This window comes from Streptomyces sp. NPDC047002 (genome assembly GCF_040704505.1).
In the GTDB taxonomy this organism is placed as follows: domain Bacteria; phylum Actinomycetota; class Actinomycetes; order Streptomycetales; family Streptomycetaceae; genus Streptomyces.
The window spans coordinates 59,426-78,110 of the sequence record NZ_JBEYWC010000017.1 but is presented as its reverse complement, the minus strand read 5'-3'; the positions used below and the strand labels follow the sequence as shown (position 1 = coordinate 78,110).

The window sequence follows — 18,685 nt, the reverse complement described above, 5'->3', positions numbered from 1 at the left end:
CCGAACACGGCGGTTCATGGAATTATCGTATCTTTACGAATGCGAGACGCGGCGATGGGGCACACGGGCCCCTACGCCCTACTCCGTCCGGTTGTTCTCTATGCGCCGAACGCCTTGCCCGCCCCCGGCTGGGGTTTGCCGCCGGGCAGCAGGTGCGCGGGCACCAGGTCGCGCGCGGGCTCCGCGTAGCCGACCGAGACGATCCGGTCACCCCGGTACGTGAACGTCGTCAGCGACGCCAGCGTGCACTGGCGGCGGCGCGGGTCGTGCCAGAGCCTGCGGCCCTCGACGAAGCTGCGCAGGATCCAGATCGGCAGCTGGTGGCTGACGCAGACCGCCTCGTGGCCCCTGGCCAGGTCGCGCGCCTTCGCCAGCGCGCCGGTCATCCGCACGACCTGGTCGACGTACGGCTCGCCCCAGGACGGGCGGAACGGGTTGGTCAGGTACTTCCAGTTCGCGGGCTTGCGCAGCGCGCCGTCCCCGACGCCGAAGGTCTTGCCCTCGAAGACGTTCGCCGCCTCGATGAGCCGGATGTCGGTCGCGACGTCCAGGCCCTTCGCCTTCGCGATCGGCGCGGCCGTCTCCTGCGCGCGCTCCAGCGGGGAGGCGACGACCAGGGTGATGTCCCGGTCCGCGAGGTGCTCGGCGACCCGCTCGGCCATCCGCGCGCCGAGGTCGGAGAGGTGGTATCCGGGGCGGCGCCCGTACAGCACGCCGTCCGGGTTGTGCACCTCGCCGTGGCGCATCACATGGACCACGGTCAGCTCGTCCGGGTCGGCGGCGTTGAGGCTGTTGCTCATCACAAATCCTTCGGCACTCTCGTACGGCTGCGGGCTGCCGCCCACGACGGGGCGGTCCCGCCCGCCGGGAGCAGTCTCCCCCGGCGGGCGGCAGGTCGGGCGGGCGGCGGGTCAGGCGGCCGGCGGCTCGGCGCGGGCGGCGGCGCGTGCGGCCTCGGGCAGGGCGGCGGCGATCCGCTCCACCGCGCGCTCGTCGTGCGCGGTGGACAGGAACCACACCTCGAACGCCGACGGCGGCAGGTAGACGCCCCGGGCCAGCATCGCGTGGAAGAACGCGGTGAAGCGGTACGTGTCCTGCCGCTTGGCGTCCTCGAAGTCCCGCACCTCCCGGTCGGTGAAGAACACGGAGAACATGTTCGACGCCGTCTGCACCCGGTGCGCCACGCCCTCCTTGGCCAGCGCCTCGGACACCAGCGCGCGCACCTGCGCGGAGACCGCGTCGACCGCGGCGTACGCGGCGTCGTCGAGGAGCCGCAGCTGCGCGAGGCCCGCGGCGGTCGCCACCGGGTTCCCCGACAGGGTGCCCGCCTGGTAGACCGGGCCGGCCGGGGCCAGGCGCTGCATGATCTCGGCCCGGCCGCCGAACGCGGCGGCGGGGAAGCCGCCGCCCATGACCTTGCCGAACGTCATCAGGTCGGGCGCCACGCCGTCGACCCCGTACCAGCCGGCCTTCGAGGTGCGGAAACCGGTCATCACCTCGTCGGAGACGTACAGCGCGCCGTTGTCGTGGCACAGCTGCCGCAGGCCCGCGTTGAAGCCGTCGCGCGGCGGCACGACGCCCATGTTGCCGGGCGACGCCTCGGTGATCACGCAGGCGATCTCGCCGGGGTGCGCGGCGAACGCCTCACGCACGGCCTCCAGGTCGTTGTACGGCAGCACGATCGTGTCGCCCGCCTGCGCGCCCGTCACGCCCGGGGTGTCGGGCAGCGCGAAGGTGGCGAGGCCGGAGCCCGCCGAGGCGAGCAGCGCGTCCACATGGCCGTGGTAGCAGCCGGCGAACTTCACGACCTTGGCCCGCCCAGTGCAGCCGCGGGCCAGCCGGATCGCGGACATCGTCGCCTCCGTGCCGGACGAGACGAGCCGCACCTCGTCGAGCGGCGCGACCCGCCCGACCATCTCCTCGGCGAGCGCGACCTCCCCCTCGGTGGGCGCGCCGAAGGACGTGCCGCGCGCCACCGCCGCCTGCACCGCGTCGACCACCTGCGGGTGCGCGTGCCCGAGGATCATCGGACCCCACGAGCACACGAGGTCGACGTACTCCCTGCCGTCGGCGTCGGTGAGGTACGGGCCGCTGCCCGAGACCATGAACCGGGGCGTGCCGCCGACGGCGCCGAAGGCGCGTACGGGAGAGTTGACCCCGCCGGGGGTCACTCGGGCCGCACGCGCGAAGAGTGTCTGCGAAACTGGGGCATCAGCATCAAAGGGGAAGCTCACGTAATCCATGGTGTCAGAGGCCCGGATGTTCTTGCGGACAGGTGTTTCACGGAGCGCCTGCGGGGGAGGTCACTGTCACGATGATCGGGTTGCGCGGCCGGAGCTGCGAGTGGTCGGGTGGAGATATGCATCGCGGTGGCGGACTGGGCGAGGGGACGGACGACCTGGGACCCGAGCCTGCCCGGCGGGGCAGGCACCGGCGCAACGACCGACAGCGCGAGCACCACGACCGCGAAAGGCCGCGGCATGATCAGCATGATCAGCCGCAGCCGGCGAGCAGGAGTGGTGGCCGCGTGGGGGTGACCTACAAGTACTTCGGCGCGCCGGACGGCGCGACGGCCGCCCGCGTCCCCATCTCGATGCGCCCCGAGGAGCTCGGGGGCGACGAGCTCGGCATGGGCGGGATGTTCACCAAGATCAAGCCGGAGACCATAGCCGCGATGGTCCTCACCGGCATCCAGGGCATGCCTCTCTACCGCGTCCCGCCGCTCGAACTGGTCGTGCTCCACCCGGACTACGCCGTCGTCAAGCTCCCGATGACGGCGGTCGACCCGCTGCGCGGCATCGGCGAGGAGTCGGTCGGCGCCGCGGCCTTCATCTGGTCCACGGTCCCCGACCGCGGCGGCCCGCGCGACGCCTTCGACGTCTACCAACTCCTCCACGAGTGGCAGGACTTCTCCCACCGCCTGCACGAGGCCGGCCACCAGCCGTACTGCCTGGTCTGGCCGTAGCGCGCCACGCCCCCGTACTGCCCCGTTGCTCCCCCGTGCGCACGCGGGCGGGGCTTCGGGGGCGCGGAGCCCCGGTCCGAAGCCCCGGCCACTGGGGGTCAGGCGTCCGGGGGGCCGTCCGGCGCGAGTGTGGTGGCGCCGAGGGCGGCGGCCAGCGCCTGGAAGGCGTCCGCCGTGTAGTTGACGTGGTCTCCGCTGTCGTAGTCGTGCGGGCTCGGTGCCTTGTCGAGGATGAGCGCCGGCGGGTCGAGGGTGCTCGCGGGGTCGGGCACGCCGACGACGCTCTCCAGGTCGGCGTGGGTCAGGTACGGGGTGCTGAAATCGGTCTGGTCGGTGATCCAGGTGTTGGCGCTGAGCCGGTCCGCGTCAGCGTCCGCGGTGCAGGGCTTGTATCCGGCGCAGGGGGTGAGCGTCGTGAAGACCACCTTGATGCCCCGGGCCCTGAGCTGGTCGCCGAGGACCTGGTAGGTGTTCACGAGCCGGTCGTCGTCGCTGCCCGCCATGAGGTCCGTCAGCCCCTGGACGATGACGGCCGTCCTGACCCCGGAGAGGCCGAAGACGTCGCGGTCGAGGCGGCTGAGCATGGCCGGGCCGCCCCTGCCGTCCTGGTCGGTGGTGAGAAGGTTGTTCTCGATGCCGGTGGCCACGACGCCGAAGGGCGGCTGCCCCTGGGAGCCGGCCTGGAGGGCGGCGGTGAGGTCGTCCGAGAGCCTCGGGGTGGCGATCGCCGCGGTATTGGCAGCGGCGAACGGGTCGACGAGTCCGTCTCCGATGATCGCGACGGTCGGCTTGGCGTCCTGCGTGGCCACGTCGACGTCCGTGAGGATGTCGGTGAAGTAGCCCCAGCGCGCGCCTGATCCGGTGAACGCGGTGGTCGAGGTGTCGGCCGTGTGGTCCCCCGTGCCCGCCGCGGCCACGTACTCGAACGAGCTGTCGGACCAGCTGTGCTGGACCAGGTAGGGGGCGTCGTTGACGAGGTGCAGACTGACCATCAGGTCCTTGCCCGCCGTGGCGGTGAAGGACAGCGGGTCGCTGTAGACCTCGCCTCCCGCCGGGATCGTGGTGGACCTGCCGCCTCCGTCGAACGTCATGTCCACGGGCTTCGCGACCGGGACGGCGCCGCTCGACCGGGTGGCCACCGTGGTGTGGTCGATGGTCAGCGGAGTCGTGCCCAGGGCGTTGGACAGCCGGATCCGCACGGTGGAGCCACTGACGCTGGGGGTCGTGGCGATGCGGAAGGTCTGGTCCTTGAAATCGGCTCCCTGGAAGTTGAACCGGCCCTCGTTGGGCGAGCTCCACGCTCCGGTCCAGGCCCCGCCGCCGGGCGGCGGCGTCTGGGCGCGTACGGCCATGCCGAAGATGTGCAGCCCCGGCACCCCCTTGGCCGCGGTGTCGCTGACGTCGGGGAGGGTCACCGATTCGAGGGTGACACCGGACCTGAGCGGGACCGAGAAGGCGTAGATCTTGGCGTTGCCGGTCTTCTGCCCGGCAGTGCTGTTCAGGTGGGGCAGGGTGACGGAGGCCAGTGCGGCGGGGCCGCCGGTCCAGTCGGGCACCGCGAGGCGGTAGGCCACCGAGGTGTCAGAACCCGTGTAGGCGATGCTGCCGGTGGCGGCCTCGCAGTCGGTCGACGTCCCGTTGCTCAGGCGGCAGTAGGTGCCGGGGACGGGGGTGCCGTCGGGGACCAGGGGGCTCGTGAGGTCCTCGGGGTCGTGCGCGGAGGCGACCGTGCCGTTGGTGGCCGTGGCGAGGAAGACGAGGGCGTTGCCCGCGGCGCCGTTCATCTCGATGGTCTGGTTCGCCGCCAGCACGTTGTCGGCCGCGCCCGTTCCGAAGCCGGGCAGCGTGAAGCGTGCTCCGTCGACGGTGACCTGTCCGCCGGGCTGCCAGCCCGCGGCCTTGAGGTCCTGGAGCGACAGGGTGCGGCCGGTGCCGTCGGCGTCGCCCGCGCCGGCCGAGGTGTCGGAGGTGACAGCGGTGTTGTTGAGGGCGGCGGAGAAGCTGCCGTACCTCTGCGCGGCGTGCCCGAGGGCCTCGAACTCGTACGCCGGGGACACGGGCGAGGCGTTGCCCGCGGCGTCCAGGGCGTACACGTAGAGCGAGTGGGTGCCAGGGGCGGGGGGCGTGACGGTGATCGTCGCGGTGTTGTTGTTGGCGGCCACTGTGCGGTTGGCGGGCGGGTTGCTCGTGGGCGGCACGGCGTCGAGGCCCCAGACGAACGTGGTCGCGCCGCCGCTCGTGCCGGGGTCGACCGCGACGGTGAAGCTGCCGGGCGTCCCGGACCGTGTGGTGCCGGGGCTGTCCTGCGGGTAGAGGCCGTCGGCCGAAGCGATCGTCGGCTGGGCGGGGGCGTGCAGGTCGACGGTGAAGTGGCAGGTGGACCCGTAGGCCGTCGTGTCCTTGCCGTCGCTCGACGAGAGCGTCCAGTTGACGACGGTGCCGTCGGCGAGACCCGAGACGAAGCTCGCGGGGAGTTGCTTGGGTGCGTTCTTGCCGCTGGCCACGGTCGCGCTGGTGGTGGTGGTCTTCGCCCCGCTGCCGGCCCAGTAGGTGTAGGTGGCGGCGAGGGCGTCCTTGTCCGTGTCGTTGAGCACGGCGTTGAGGGTAGGCGGCGTGCTGGCGAGGGTCTTGCCGATCACCGGGTACGGAGTGGAGGTCGCACAGCCCAGGGATGAGGAGCCGATCTTCGCTGTGACCGTGGTCGGCTTGGCCGGGGCGTGGTTGTAAGTGACGCTCACGGACGGGTTCGTCGCGAAGCGCTTGAAGTGTGTGCCGCTGCTCTCATCGCTGTTGACCAGGGCGAACGTCCAGCTCTTCCAGTGGGCGGAGGCGCCCTTGGCGATGGTGGACGTCGCCGTGTAACTGCCCGAGGGCTCGCTGCTGCACGCGGGGCCGAAGGACGTCGTGCCCAGTTTGCTGGTCAGGGAGGGGCGGTTGTTCCAGGTGGTGCCCGAGCTGATGGCGCCGGACCAGTACAGCGCGACCGAGGAGGACGCGCTGCAACTCGCCGAGTAGTTCTCCTTGACGTCGACCTGGGCGGAGACGATGTGCGTCCCCCAGATGCTCGAAGGGAAGGCGAGCTGGAAGTAGGACCGTTCGACGCCGACGCACCCGGAGAAGGTGTTGTTTCCCGCGCCCGGGTCGCCGTGCGCGGTCGAGTCGTAGTTCTTGGCCGTGGGGCAGCCCTTCTGCACTTCGGCGAAGTGCTGCTTGGCGCCGCTCGCGTAGTGCGGGTTCCAGGTCGGGTCGATGTACACGGGGTAGTGGGTGCCGGGGTCCGAGAGGAGGCCCTGGTCGGGGGCGAGGGTGACGGCCGAGTCGGACGCGTGGGTGGTCACCCGGCCGACCTGGGCACCTGCGGGCGGCGTGTCGGCAGCGGCGGCCGCGGCCGAGCGGGCCGCCGGGGCTCCCGCTGTGCCGGAGTCCCACATCAGGGGCTGGGGCGCGCTGAAGAGGACACGTCCGTCGGGCGCGGTCGCGGCGAGGTTGTCGTGGCCGTCGTCGCCGAGCTTCACCCCGGTGCCGTGCACGCCGAGGCGCAACGTGGTCAGCGCCGGATCTGCGGCAGCCTCGGCGTTCTTGACGACGAGGACCTCGGAGAAGCCTCCGAGGGTGTTCGCCGTGAGCCGCAGGTCCACGTCCCGCAGCACGTCAGGATAGGTGATCTCGGATCCTGACACGACGGGGGCGGGCAGGGACTGCGGCCAGGTCAGGGACAGTTGGGCGGACCCGGTACGCAGGGTGGCCAGCGGCCCGTCCCCGCCGCCCGACAGGATGAGTGGTTCTGCCGCGGCGGCGGGACTGTAGCTGCCGTCGTCGTTGCGGGTCAGCGTGGCGTCGACGGGGACCCAGGTGCCGTTCTGCCGCACCCGGACAGGAAGGACGTGCGAGGTCCAGGTGAGGGCGCCGGAGGTCTCGGCCGTCACGGTGGCCGTCGGGGTGGTGAGCGCGTCGACGAGAACGGGCCGGCCCTTCGCAGCCGCCTGCTGCTGGGCGGCCGCGAGCGCCTCCTGCTGATCAGCATTCAATCCGGATGTTTCTGAGGGCAGTTGCGCCCCGAGAGCCGCGGGCTTCTCGCCCGCGGGGGTGGGTGGTGCGGGATCACCCGAGACCGCGAGGGGGACACCGTCGTCCGCTGCGGCAGGTGCGGTCGCGGCGACCACCCCCGCGGACGGCAGAAGCACGGCGAGGGCCGCGGCGAACGCGATCGGCCCCAAACGCCTCCCTGCGCCTGTTCTCCTCTTATTCGAAGAGGCGTTTCTTCGCATCCGATTCCCTTTCGATGCGGCGCCCCGGCTTGGGCACACGGAAGGACGCTACGAACTCGGACGGCGCATTTCAATGCACGGAAACGTTTTCAGTTCTTTACACATCACACACGGTGCTTGTCTGCTTACGCCTGGGTTGCCGCACTTTAAGACCGTTCCATCCCGCATCCTCCCGGCCAATCGAAGGTCAACTTTGCCAACTACAGGTGATCGCTTGACCTTTCCCTTGCTCTTGTGTAGATCCTGTGACTGATACCGTCATCCCGCCTTCACTACGGACTTGGGAGAATTCGGTGAACCGTCGGCCAATATACGGACCGAATAGATTCCGATTTTCCCGACTCCCGTTCCTGGCCTATGTGTGGTGCGCTTTCGTGGCCGTCATGGCGCTCCTCGCGCAGACCGCGGTCACCGGCAGCTCGGCCTGGGCCGACAGCACCGGGCCGGTCGACCACCGGGTCGCGTTGAGGAAGGAGCACCCGGTCCCGGTCCACCAGGTCGCCGGTCGCACGGTCAAGCGGCCCGCTATGAGGGCGTGGAGCGCCGCGTCGGCGAAAACAGCCTGGCCGAAGGCAGGTTCGGGCGACGCGGTCGTGTCCGCCTCGTCCACCCGGATCGGCGGACTTCCCCTGTCCGTACGCGGCCTGGCGGCTGCCGCCCCGAAGGCGGCGAAGACGCCCGGCGCCTCACCCTCGCCGACCGCGTTCGCCGTCCCCCGTGTACGGGCCGAGATCAGCAGCCGGAGCACGGTCGGCAGACTCGGGCTGCACGGTGTCGTCGCCCAGCTGCGCCGCACCGGTCCCGCCGCCACCGGCACGGTGCGCGTCAGCCTCTCCTACGCCTCCTTCCGTGACGCCTACGGAGGCGACTGGGCCCAGCGCCTCCACCTGGTCGCGCTCCCCGCCTGCTCCCTCACGACCCCGGACAAGAGCGACTGCCGCCGCCAGACACCGGTCGTGTCGCACAACGACACCACGGCGGAGGAGCTCAGCGCCGACGTCACCCTGCCCGCAGCCTCCAGCGGCCGCCCGCTCGTCCTCGCGGCCGTCGCGGCTCCCGCGGGCGGCGGCGGGAGCTTCGCCGCCACCTCGCTCTCCCCGTCCGGGCAGTGGAACGCCGGCGGCTCCTCAGGCGGCTTCTCGTGGTCGTACCCGATCGCCGTGCCCGACGTGCCGGGCGGCCTCGCCCCCTCCGTCTCCCTCGACTACAACTCTCAGGCGGTGGACGGCCGTACCTCGTCCACGAACGGGCAGGCGTCCTGGATAGGCGACGGCTGGGACTACTCCCCCGGCTATGTGGAGCGCGCCTACGCCTCCTGCGCCGACGACACGGCGGGCGGCAGCCCGAAGACGGGCGACGAGTGCTGGTCGCCCAACGACACCCTGACGCTCTCCCTCAACGGCTCCTCCAACACCCTCGTGCGGGACGGCGCGACCGGCACGTGGCACCCGCAGAGCGACAGCGGCGAGAAGATCGAGGTCCGTACCGACACCGTCAACGGCGACAACGACAACGAGTACTTCGTCGTCACCGCCGCGGACGGCACCACCTACTACTTCGGCCTCAACCGCCTGCCCGGCTGGACCAGCGGCAAGGACACCACCAACTCCGTGTGGACCGCGCCGGTCTACGGCAACGACGCCGACGAGCCCTGCCACGCCGCCACCTTCGCCGCCTCGAAGTGCCAGCAGGCATACCGCTGGAACCTCGACTACGCCGTCGACTCGCACGGCAACGCGCTGAGTTACTGGTACACACCGGAGACCGGCTACTACGGCCCGGACAACTCCACCACGCCCACCGCGTACACCCGCTCCGGCTACCTGAGCAAGATCGCCTACGGGCAGCGGGCCGGCAAGGTCTACGACACGGCGTCTCCCGCCGCGGCCCAGGTTCTCTTCGACACCGCGGAACGCTGCCTGTCCACCTCCTCGTTCGACTGCGCCACCGACAAGCGCACCAGCGCCAACGCGTCGCACTGGCCCGACACCCCGCTCGACCAGACCTGCGCCTCCACCGGCACCTGCGCCAACCACGGACCGTCGTTCTGGACCACCAAACGACTCACCGGCATCCGCACCCAGACCCTTGTCGGCTCCGCCTACCAGGACGTCGACTCCTGGGCCCTGAAGCAGACCTTCCCGGCCACCGGGGACACCACCACCCCTGCCCTGTGGCTCTCCTCCATCACCCGCACCGGCAAGGACGGCGGCAGCGCCTCCCTCCACCCCGTCACCTTCGACGGGCAGGCGCTCGCCAACCGGGTCGACGGACTCGACGGCTACCAGCCCCTCACCCGCTACCGACTCACCACCGTCACCACCGAGTCGGGCGAAGTGATCAGCGTCAACTACACCGCGCCCCAGTGCCACCGGGCCGGCACCACCACGCTGCCCTCCGCGCCGGACAGCAACAGCATGCTGTGCTACCCCGCGTACTGGACGCCACCGGGCCAGGTCGACCCGCAGCTGGACTGGTTCAACAAGTTCCTCGTCCACTCCGTCACCGAGCAGGACCCGACCGGGAACGGACTGCCCGTCCAGACCAGCTACACCTATCTCGGCTCACCCGCCTGGCACTACGGCGACGACGCCCTCACCGTGGCCAAGTACCGCACCTGGAACGAGTGGCGCGGCTACGGCCAGGTGGAGGTGCGCACCGGTACCTCGCCGGAGAAGGCGACCCTCGCGCGCACGACGTACTTCCGCGGCATGGACGGCGACAAGACCTCAGACGGCACCCGGTCCGTCAGCCTCAACGACCGCGCGGGCGACGACACCGTGAAGGACTCCGACTGGCTCGCCGGCCAGACCTTCGAGACCCTCTCTTTCGACGGCGACGGCGGCGCGGTCCTCTCGGACACCGTCGACGACCCCTGGACGGGGCCGGTCACCGCCACCCAGACGCGCACCGCGGCGGGTCTCGCGCCGCTCACCGCACGTGAGACGAACACCGCCCGCACCCGCACCACCACGACCGAGGCCGACGGCACTCCGCAGACGACAGAGACCGACTACACCTTCGATGCCGCGTCCGGCCTGCCGACCGCCGTCGACGACCGCGGGGACACCACCTCCACCGCGGACGACCAGTGCACGAAGACCACGTACGCGCGGGACACGTCCGGCGCCTGGCTGCCCGTGCCCCGCGAGATCCTGACGCTCGCGACCAGTTGCTCCGCGACCCCGTCCTACCCGAAGGACCTCGTCAGCGACGACCTGTCCTTCTTCGACGGCGCCACGGACAACACGGCACCGCCCACCCAGGGCGACGTGACCATGGTGCAGAAGGCCGACAGCGCCGACGCCGACGGCACCATCCACCACATCACCGCCACCAGGACCACCTACGACACGTATGGCCGGCCCCTGACGGAGACCGACGCCGACGACCACACCACCACGACCGCCTACACCCCGGCGACCGGCGCCGCCCCCACCTCGATCACCACCACCCAGCCCAAGGTCACCGGGCAGAGCGCCGCGTTCACCACCACCACGACGTACGACCCGGCCCGCGGTCTCGCCCTGAAGACCACGGATCCGGCCGGCTACGCCACCTCCAGCACGTACGACCCCCTGGGCCGCCTCACCGCCGTGTGGGAGCCGGGCTACAGCACCAGCGGGAACCCGAACACCAAGTACAGCTACGACCTGTCGGACACCGCGCCTTCGAGCGTCACCACCCAGACGCTCACCGACACCGGCGTCTACCGCACCTCCACCACGCTCTACGACGCGATGCTGCGGGAGCGGGAGACCCAGACGGCCACCGCGGACGGCGGCCGCACCATCAGCGACACCGTCTACGACTCCCACGGCTGGACCGTCAAGACGTCCGACCCCTACTACACGACCGGCGCGCCCTCGGCCGCCCTCGTCGAGGCGGCCGACAGCCAGGTCCCGTCGCAGACCGCCACCCTCTACGACGGCGCGGGCCGCGCCACGGCGTCCGTCGCGTACAGCCTCGGCAGTGAGACCTGGCGCTCCACCACCGCCTACCCGGGCTCCGACCGCACCGACGTCACCCCTGCCCCCGGCGCCACCCCCACCACCACCTTCACCGACGCGCGCGGCAACACGGTCAGGAAGCTGAGCTACCACGGCACCAAGCCTTCGGGCACGGCCGACACCGTCACCTACGCGTACGACGCCGCCGGCCGGCAGACCGGGCAGACCGACGCGGCGGGCCGCACCTGGTCGACCACGTACGACCTGCTCGGCCGGGCCGTCGCCCAGGACGACCCCGACACCGGGCATTCCACGTCCCGGTACGACAACGCGGGCCTGCTCCTCTCGGCCACGGACGCCCGCGGCAGGACCGTCAGCTACACCTACGACGAACTGGGCCGCAAGACGGCGTCGTACGACACCACCGGTGGAGCCGCGCCGGCCACCGGCAACCAGCTCGCCGCATGGGCCTACGACACGCTCAAGAAGGGGCTGCCGACCTCCTCGACCAGCTTCTCCGACGGCGCGCCCTACGTCTCCAAGGTCCTCGGCTACGACTCGCACGGGTGGCCCCAGGCCAGCCAGCTCGTCGTGCCCGCCACCACGGACAACGGCGCGCTCGCCGGCACCTACCTGCAGTCCACGTCCTACAACGTCTCCGGGACCGTGCACTCCGTCACCGACTCCGCGGTGGGCGCCCTGCCGCAGGAGACGCTGATCTACGACTACGACAAGTACGGCCACCCGACGGGCGTCGACGGCGGCGTCAACGGCGCCGACTACGTCGACAGCCTGGCCTGGACCGAGTTCGACGAACCGCAGCAGTTCACGTTCGGCCCCTCCGGCAACTTCGCCCAGCAGACGCTCCAGTACGACCAGCAGACGCGCCGGCTGGCGAGCTCCCTGACCGTGACGGCCTCCGGCGCCCAGATCAGCGACAAGACCGCGTACTCCTACCAGCCGAGCGGCAACGTCACGAAGGTGACCGACCAGTTGGGCGGCGGCCTCACCGACACCCAGTGCTTCACGTACGACTGGGACCAGCGGCTCTCCGGCGCCTGGACGGCCACCGACAGCTGCGCCGCCACGCCACGGACCGGCTCCTCCGCCACGGTCGGGGGCCCCGCCGCCTACTGGCAGTCGTGGACCTACGACAAGACCGGCGAGCGGGCCACCCAGGTCGACCACGACACCGCGGGCACCACCGGCGACGACGCCACCACCGCGTACGCCGACAACCCGGCGGGCCAGGGGCCCGCCCACGGCCTGGCCACCGCGAGCACCACCGTCCCCGCCGACCCGGCCAAGGACACCACCAGCAGCTACACCTACGACAAGGCCGGGAACGTCGCGACCCGCACCACCAGGTCCGGCACCGACACTTTCACCTACGACAGCCAGGACCGGCTCGCCGACCTGTCCACCACCGGGACCGCGGGCAAGACCGCGTACGTGTACGACGCGGACGGCAACCTGCTGCTGCGCCGCGGTCCCGAGGACACCGTGCTCTACACGGGCGACGAGGAGGTGACGCTCGCGAAGGGCAAGACCGCCCCCTCCGCCGTCCGCTACATCAGCCTCGCCGGTCAGACGGTCGCCGTGCACTCCTCCGACACCAAGACCGCCTTCGTCATACCCGACCGGCAGGGCACCGGGGACCTGGAGATCGACTCGAAGACCCAGGCGGTCACCCGGCGCCAGTACAAGCCGTTCGGCGAGGTCCGCACCGCGGCAGCCGGCTGGGCCGGCACCCGGGGCTACGTGGACGGCCGGCAGGACGACAACACCGGCCTCACCAACCTCGGCGCACGCGAATACGACCCCTCGACGGGGCGCTTCCTTTCGCCGGACCCCCTGATGGTCCCGGACGACGCCGAGTCCTGGAACGCCTACGCCTACTCGGACAACAACCCCACGACACTCAGCGACCCGGACGGCACCTGCCCGGCCGACATCTGCGGCGTCGGCGTCCCGTACGGCGACGGCTCGGGCCGCATCATCAAGACCGGGCCCGTCGACCCCGGCGGCCCGAACCCGACCGTCTGCTACAACAGCGGCTCCTGCTCCGACGGCAAGCGGTGGAACCAGGACCACTCCGCGGCCAACCACTCGGGCAGTACGACCTCCGGCAGGGCCTCGTCGAGCGGCTCCTCCGTCTCCCACTCCACCGCACGCCAGCAGAGCCAGGCGGCGGAGGCGGCCGCGGTCGCCCGCGCCAAGTCGACGGCGCACGCCGCACTCGCCGCGGCCAACAAGGAGAAAGAGGGCTTCACCCACAAGCTGCTCAACCTCGTCGGCGACCTCATCGGCATCAACGACGCGATCAACTGCTTCACCAAGGGCGACGTCTGGGGCTGCATCAACACGGCCCTCAACGCGGTGCCGTGGGGCAAGGCGTTCAAGGCGATCAAGGTCGGCTACAAGGCGTACAAGGTCTGGCGCGACTTCGAAAAGGCCGAGGACGCCGTCAAGGACGCGGAAGAGGCCGTCAGAACCGCCGACAAGGCGTACGCGGAGGCCGCCGGCTGCGCGGTCCACAGTTTCGCCGCGGCCACCCCGGTCCGGCTCGCGGACGGCACGACGAAGCCGATCAGCAAGCTGAAGAAGGGCGACACGGTACAGGCGACCGACCCGCAGACGGGGGTCACGGCCGCCGAGAAGGTCGACCGCCTCATCGTCACCAGGACCGACGAGGACTTCACCGATGTCACGGTCCTCGGCCCCGACCACAAGCCGGCCAAGCTCACGACCACCTGGCACCACCCCTTCTGGGACGCCACCCACCACCGCTGGACCGACGCGCACGACCTGGCCCCTGGCACCGCACTCCACCAGGAGAACGGCACCACCGCGAAGGTCCTCCACGTCCGCAACTACCACCACCACGAGACCACGTACGACCTCACCGTCGACACGGTCCATACGTACTATGTACTCGCTGGCACGACTGCGGTACTGGTCCACAACGTCAGCTGCGGTCCGGAAATTCTGGATCAGAGTTTCAAGTCGGCAAATACTCCCGCAAAGCTGGAACACGTAATCGACCCCGAGAAACACGGTTTTTCTGGCCTCGTTCAGCGTACTGGCGGCCGCGAGCAAGCAATGCGACGCATTGTGAACAGCCTCGGCGACGCCGACGATCTGCCAGAATCCGGGAAATTTGAAGTCGGTCGCACAATTGACGGCGAGGGCGTGACAATCAGAGGTGCGGTCGTCGATGGAGTTCCGAGGATCGGAACAGCCTTCATTCCCGAAAAATTCACTAATCCGTAATGCGCGAGTGGAGATCACAGAGAAGGCAACACCACTGACAAACAAATCGAAAGTATACGACGCATTTTTGGGACGATCCGAGATTTCGAGCTATGTCAATTTCCTGTGATCCTCGGCCGCTTAGCGTTGAGGAACGGGCCGTGGTGGAACGCCTGCTGTCAGCCGACTTCCCTGGCGCCCAAGAGCTTCGACTGCAAATCGATGATGCACAAGTGGTGGGGCGCTGGGGGACCGGGTCCGTCAGTGTTGACCTGCGGGTTTCCGGTGATGCCCCCGCGTCTCCCGTATCGTCGGGAGTGGCACCGGTGGAGGCTACGGTGGTCGACGAGTCCGGCGCACTCGTCGGCGAGATCATCCTCTGGACCCAGTCAGGTTTGCTGTCCGGCCTCGAATATGCATGGTACGGAGATGAGCCGCCTCGCCGTCTTCCAGAGGTCAAAAGAATTGTTCTCGCCGGTTAAGAGGTCGTCTCACGTGGTGATGACGCGGGCTGCGGCATGATGTCTCTTCGTGGGTGTCGATCTGTCGCAGCGGCTGGCCCCTGAGGAGCTGCGGGAACTGGTCGCCCCGTTGTTGCCGGTGTTCAACTCCCGTCCCCGCACCGCTGGACGAGCATGCAGTGTTCGCGGCGGTGGCGTATGTGTGACCAGCGGGTGTGCCTGGCGGTATCTGCCGGAGATGTTCGGGGTTTCGCCCGGGGCGAGATCGACTGGAGCTCGGCGATCGTGGACGCCGCGTCGGTGTGGGCGAAAAGGCCCCCACTTCCTCGCCATGGCCACCACCCTGACCTGCTACAAGAAACTCACGAAACTCACCACGTGAGACAACCTCTGAATGTGTGATGACCCTGAATCCGAACCCGAGGGGCGACATCACGGTTCTCCAGCCTTCCTCTTGAAAGGGGCTACGCGGTCCTGACAGGGCTCTGCATGGGGTGAAGGCAGTAGTTGACCGCAACGTCAGCGAACGAGGGCTTCGGACACGGCGGGCCATTGCCGTCGTCGCGGTCGTCTCGCAACTTTTGCAGGGAAAGAGCACGAAGGAATGCTAGCAAATAGCCCTGTGGTTGCATTCCCGACGAGAATCGAGCACGGATGCCTGATCCTGCGAGATGCGACAAGCGAAGATGACGTCAGCGACTGGGATCCGGCAACGAGCAACTGACACCGGGAAGGAAATTCACTGATCTTCGCCGTTCAGGCCAGTGTAGATGGCCCCGTCGAATGCGAGGTATAGAAGTCAACTCCTTCCATACCCCTTCCTGATGAACTCTTCAAAAAATCACTTCCTCACCCGTCCGGCTGGCTCGTACTGCGCGACCCGAACGACCGTGTCAGGATGCGGTTTACGGGGATCCACGGATCGGCCATCCGTTCGACAATCGTGAACGATCCAGATTTTCCATCAAAGGTACAGATTTTGCTGGAGAAAGCGGGTAGAACGGATTCTTGGCGAGTCCTGGAGTCGACGGAGCCGGGGTGGGCGTGGGGGGCGGTGGCGTGGTGGTGTTGTGCGAGTCTTGGCTGGTGTGCCACATTCTTGACCGCATCGGTGGGCACACGTCCATGCGGCCGGAAGGGATGAAATGAGCACCGAGACGCTGGAGTTCCAGGCTGAGGCGCGGCAACTCCTGCAGCTGATGGTCCACTCGATCTACTCGAACAAGGACATCTTCCTGCGCGAGCTGCTCTCCAACGCCTCGGACGCCCTGGACAAGCGGCGCCTCGCCGGGCTCCAGGACGACCGCCTGCGGGCCGACGACCCGCACATCCGCGTCGAGGCCGACAAGGAGGCCCGCACCCTGACCGTGCGGGACAACGGCATCGGCATGTCGCGGGAGGACGTGGTCGGCCTCATCGGCACCATCGCGAGGTCCGGCACCGCCGAGACCCTGCGCAGGCTGAAGGAGAACAAGGAGTCCGCCGAGCTGATCGGCCAGTTCGGCGTCGGCTTCTACTCCGTCTTCATGGTCGCCGACCGCGTCACCCTCCTCACCCGCAAGGCCGGCGAGGAGGGCGGCACGCGCTGGGAGTCGGACGGCGGCGGCACCTACGTCATCGAGTCGGTGGCGGACGCGCCCGAGGGCACCGAGGTCACCGTCCACCTGCGTCCGGCCGACGAGGAGGACGCGCTCCACGACTACGCCGACGAGTGGAAGATCCGGGAGATCGTCAAGCGGTACTCGGACTTCATCTCGTTCCCCATCCGGCTCGGCGACGAGACCCTGAACTCGATGAAGGCCCTGTGGGCCAGGCCGCGTTCGGAGGTGAAGGACGAGGAGTACCACGAGTTCTACCGGCACATCAGCCACGACTGGTCGGACCCGCTCGAAATCGTGCAGATGCGGGCGGAGGGCACCTTCGAGTACGAGGCGCTGCTGTTCATCCCCTCCCGCGCCCCGCACGACCTCTTCCAGCGCGACGCACGCCACGGCATCCAGCTGTACGTCAAGCGGGTGTTCATCATGGACGACACCCGCGAACTGCTCCCCTCGCACCTGCGCTTCGTGAAGGGCGTCGTGGACGCCGCCGACCTGTCGCTGAACATCTCCCGCGAGATGCTCCAGCAGGACCGGCACATCCGCATGATCCGCCGCCGGCTGGCCAAGAAGGTCCTGTCGACCGTCAAGGACCTGATGCGGGACGACGCCGAGAAGTACCGCACCTTCTGGCGCGAGTTCGGCGCGGCGGTCAAGGAGGGTCTGCTCGGCGGCGCCGAGGACCACAAGGCGATCCTCGACATCGCCTCGTTCACCTCCACCGCGGGCGAGGAGCCCACCACCCTGGCCGACTACGTGAGCCGCATGAAGGACGGCCAGGACACGATCTACTTCATGGCAGGCGAGAGCCGCGCCCAGATCGAGAACTCCCCGCACCTGGAGACCTTCCGCGCCAAGGGGTACGAGGTGCTGCTGCTCACCGACCCGGTCGACGAGATCTGGACCGAGTCCGTGCGCGAGTACGACGGCCACGCGCTGCGGTCCGTCGCACGGGGCGCCGTGGACCTGTCGGCCGACGACGAGGTCTCCGAGGAGCGTACGGGCGCGTACGCCCCGCTGCTCGCCTGGCTCAACGAGACGCTGGACGACGTCAAGGACGTCCGGCTGACCACCAGGCTGACCAGTTCGCCCGCCTGTCTGGTGAGCGACTCCGAGGGGCTGACCCCGGCGCTGGAGCGGATGTACCGGGCGATGGGCCAGGAGGTCCCCGAGGTCAAGCGGATCCTCGAACTCAACCCGGAGCACCCGCTCGTCGGCGGGCTGCGCGCGGCGCACGAGCGGCAGGCCGACGCCCCGGAACTGGCCGAGACCGCCGAACTGCTGTACGGCACCGCCCTGCTGGCCGAGGGCGGGGGCCTCGCGGATCCGGCCCGCTTCGCCAAGCTGCTGGCGGACCGGCTCGCCAGGACGGTGTGACGGGCCGCACGGCACGGTCACGACGGCGCGGCGGCCAGGGCGGCGGCGCGGTCACGGCGGCGGCGCGGTCAGGGTGCGGGCCCGGCTGAGGATGTGGTCGAGCATCGGGCGGGTCAGGCGGCCGGTGGCGGTGTTCTGGCGGCTGGGGTGGTACGAGGCCAGTTGGACGCGGCCGTCGGGGCGGGTGAAGCACGCGCCGTGGGCGAAGGCGGGGCGCGGGTGCGCGCCGGCCTGGCGGCAGGCCGCGTCCCAGGCGAAGGCGCCCAGGGTGAGGACGACCGACACCGTGGGCAGGGCGCGGAGTTCGGCGTCGAAGTAGGGCAGGCAGGCGTCGCGCTCCGCTGCGGTGGGGCGGTTGCCCGGCGGCGGGCAGCGCACGGCGGACGCGAGCCAGGCGCCGTCGAGGCGGTAGCCGTCGCCGCGGTGCGCCGAGACCGGCCGGTTTGCGAAGCCCGCGCGGTGCAGGGCGGCGCCGAGCCAGTCCGCGGTCGGGTTGCCGGTGAAGGCGCGCCCCGTCCTGTTGCCGCCGTGCGCGGAGGTGGCGAGGCCGAGGACGTAGAGGCGGGCCTCGGGGTCGCCGAAGCCGGGCACGGGCCGCGCCCAGTACTCCTCGCCCGCGAAGCGCGGCGGCGGGTGCAGGGCCGCCTCGCGCCGCGAGGCCACCAGCCGGGGGCAGCGCGCGCAGGCGACCACGTCGCGCTCGACGCGTCGCAGGGCCGTGGCGTCGTCGTATTGCGGTGTGGCGGGCTGCGGTGTGGCGGGCTGCGGTGTGGCGGGCACGGGGGGCTCCCTCGGGCGGTAGGGGATGGCCGGG

At 70.0% G+C, this 18,685-nt stretch carries 8 protein-coding genes; 4 read left to right on the top strand and 4 right to left on the bottom strand.

The genetic code is table 11. The features are described from left to right. Positions 1-98: 98 nt before the first annotated feature. Both AB0910_RS17725 and hemL read right to left on the bottom strand, forming a co-directional pair. A complete protein-coding gene (locus AB0910_RS17725) occupies positions 99-800 on the bottom strand; it encodes a histidine phosphatase family protein (RefSeq protein ID WP_366745523.1) in 702 nt (233 codons plus the stop codon). Positions 801-911: 111 nt separating this feature from the next. Next, positions 912-2,243 carry a glutamate-1-semialdehyde 2,1-aminomutase gene (gene hemL / locus AB0910_RS17720; protein ID WP_366745522.1) on the bottom strand — a complete coding sequence of 444 codons (1,332 nt, stop codon included), beginning with the start codon at positions 2,241-2,243 and terminating at the stop codon, positions 912-914. Positions 2,244-2,359: 116 nt separating this feature from the next. On the opposite strand from hemL, the gene AB0910_RS17715 reads away from it, so the two are divergent. After that, a complete protein-coding gene (locus AB0910_RS17715) occupies positions 2,360-2,965 on the top strand; it encodes a hypothetical protein (RefSeq protein WP_366745521.1) in 606 nt (201 codons plus the stop codon). 98 nt (positions 2,966-3,063) lie between these two features. Here AB0910_RS17715 and AB0910_RS17710 read toward each other — a convergent pair whose 3' ends face one another. Beyond that, complete coding sequence (locus AB0910_RS17710; RefSeq protein WP_366745520.1) at positions 3,064-6,993, bottom strand: hypothetical protein; 3,930 nt, start codon at positions 6,991-6,993, stop codon at positions 3,064-3,066. Positions 6,994-7,616: 623 nt separating this feature from the next. Here AB0910_RS17710 and AB0910_RS17705 point away from each other — a divergent pair. The 3 genes from AB0910_RS17705 (at position 7,617) to htpG (ending at position 17,871) form a co-directional block, all read left to right on the top strand. Then, a complete protein-coding gene (locus AB0910_RS17705; protein ID WP_366745519.1) occupies positions 7,617-14,456 on the top strand; it encodes an RHS repeat-associated core domain-containing protein in 6,840 nt (2,279 codons plus the stop codon). Positions 14,457-14,596: 140 nt separating this feature from the next. Then, positions 14,597-14,917: a hypothetical protein gene (locus AB0910_RS17700; RefSeq protein WP_366745518.1), complete on the top strand. Its 321-nt coding sequence runs from the start codon at positions 14,597-14,599 to the stop codon at positions 14,915-14,917. A 1,124-nt stretch (positions 14,918-16,041) separates the two neighbouring features. Beyond that, entirely contained in the window at positions 16,042-17,871 is a 1,830-nt protein-coding gene (gene htpG / locus AB0910_RS17695; protein ID WP_366745517.1) for a molecular chaperone HtpG, read from the top strand. A 51-nt stretch (positions 17,872-17,922) separates the two neighbouring features. Here htpG and AB0910_RS17690 read toward each other — a convergent pair whose 3' ends face one another. Beyond that, complete coding sequence (locus AB0910_RS17690) at positions 17,923-18,651, bottom strand: uracil-DNA glycosylase (protein ID WP_366745516.1); 729 nt, start codon at positions 18,649-18,651, stop codon at positions 17,923-17,925. Positions 18,652-18,685 lie beyond the last annotated feature (34 nt).

What these genes read in the sequence shown, in the direction of transcription:
- AB0910_RS17725 (WP_366745523.1), bottom strand. Translation starts at nt 800, where the DNA reads ATGAGCAACAGCCTCAACGCCGCCGACCCGGACGAGCTGACCGTGGTC.
- hemL (WP_366745522.1), bottom strand. Translation starts at nt 2,243, where the DNA reads ATGGATTACGTGAGCTTCCCCTTTGATGCTGATGCCCCAGTTTCGCAG.
- AB0910_RS17715 (WP_366745521.1), top strand. Translation starts at nt 2,360, where the DNA reads ATGCATCGCGGTGGCGGACTGGGCGAGGGGACGGACGACCTGGGACCC.
- AB0910_RS17705 (WP_366745519.1), top strand. Translation starts at nt 7,617, where the DNA reads ATGGCGCTCCTCGCGCAGACCGCGGTCACCGGCAGCTCGGCCTGGGCC.
- htpG (WP_366745517.1), top strand. Translation starts at nt 16,042, where the DNA reads ATGAGCACCGAGACGCTGGAGTTCCAGGCTGAGGCGCGGCAACTCCTG.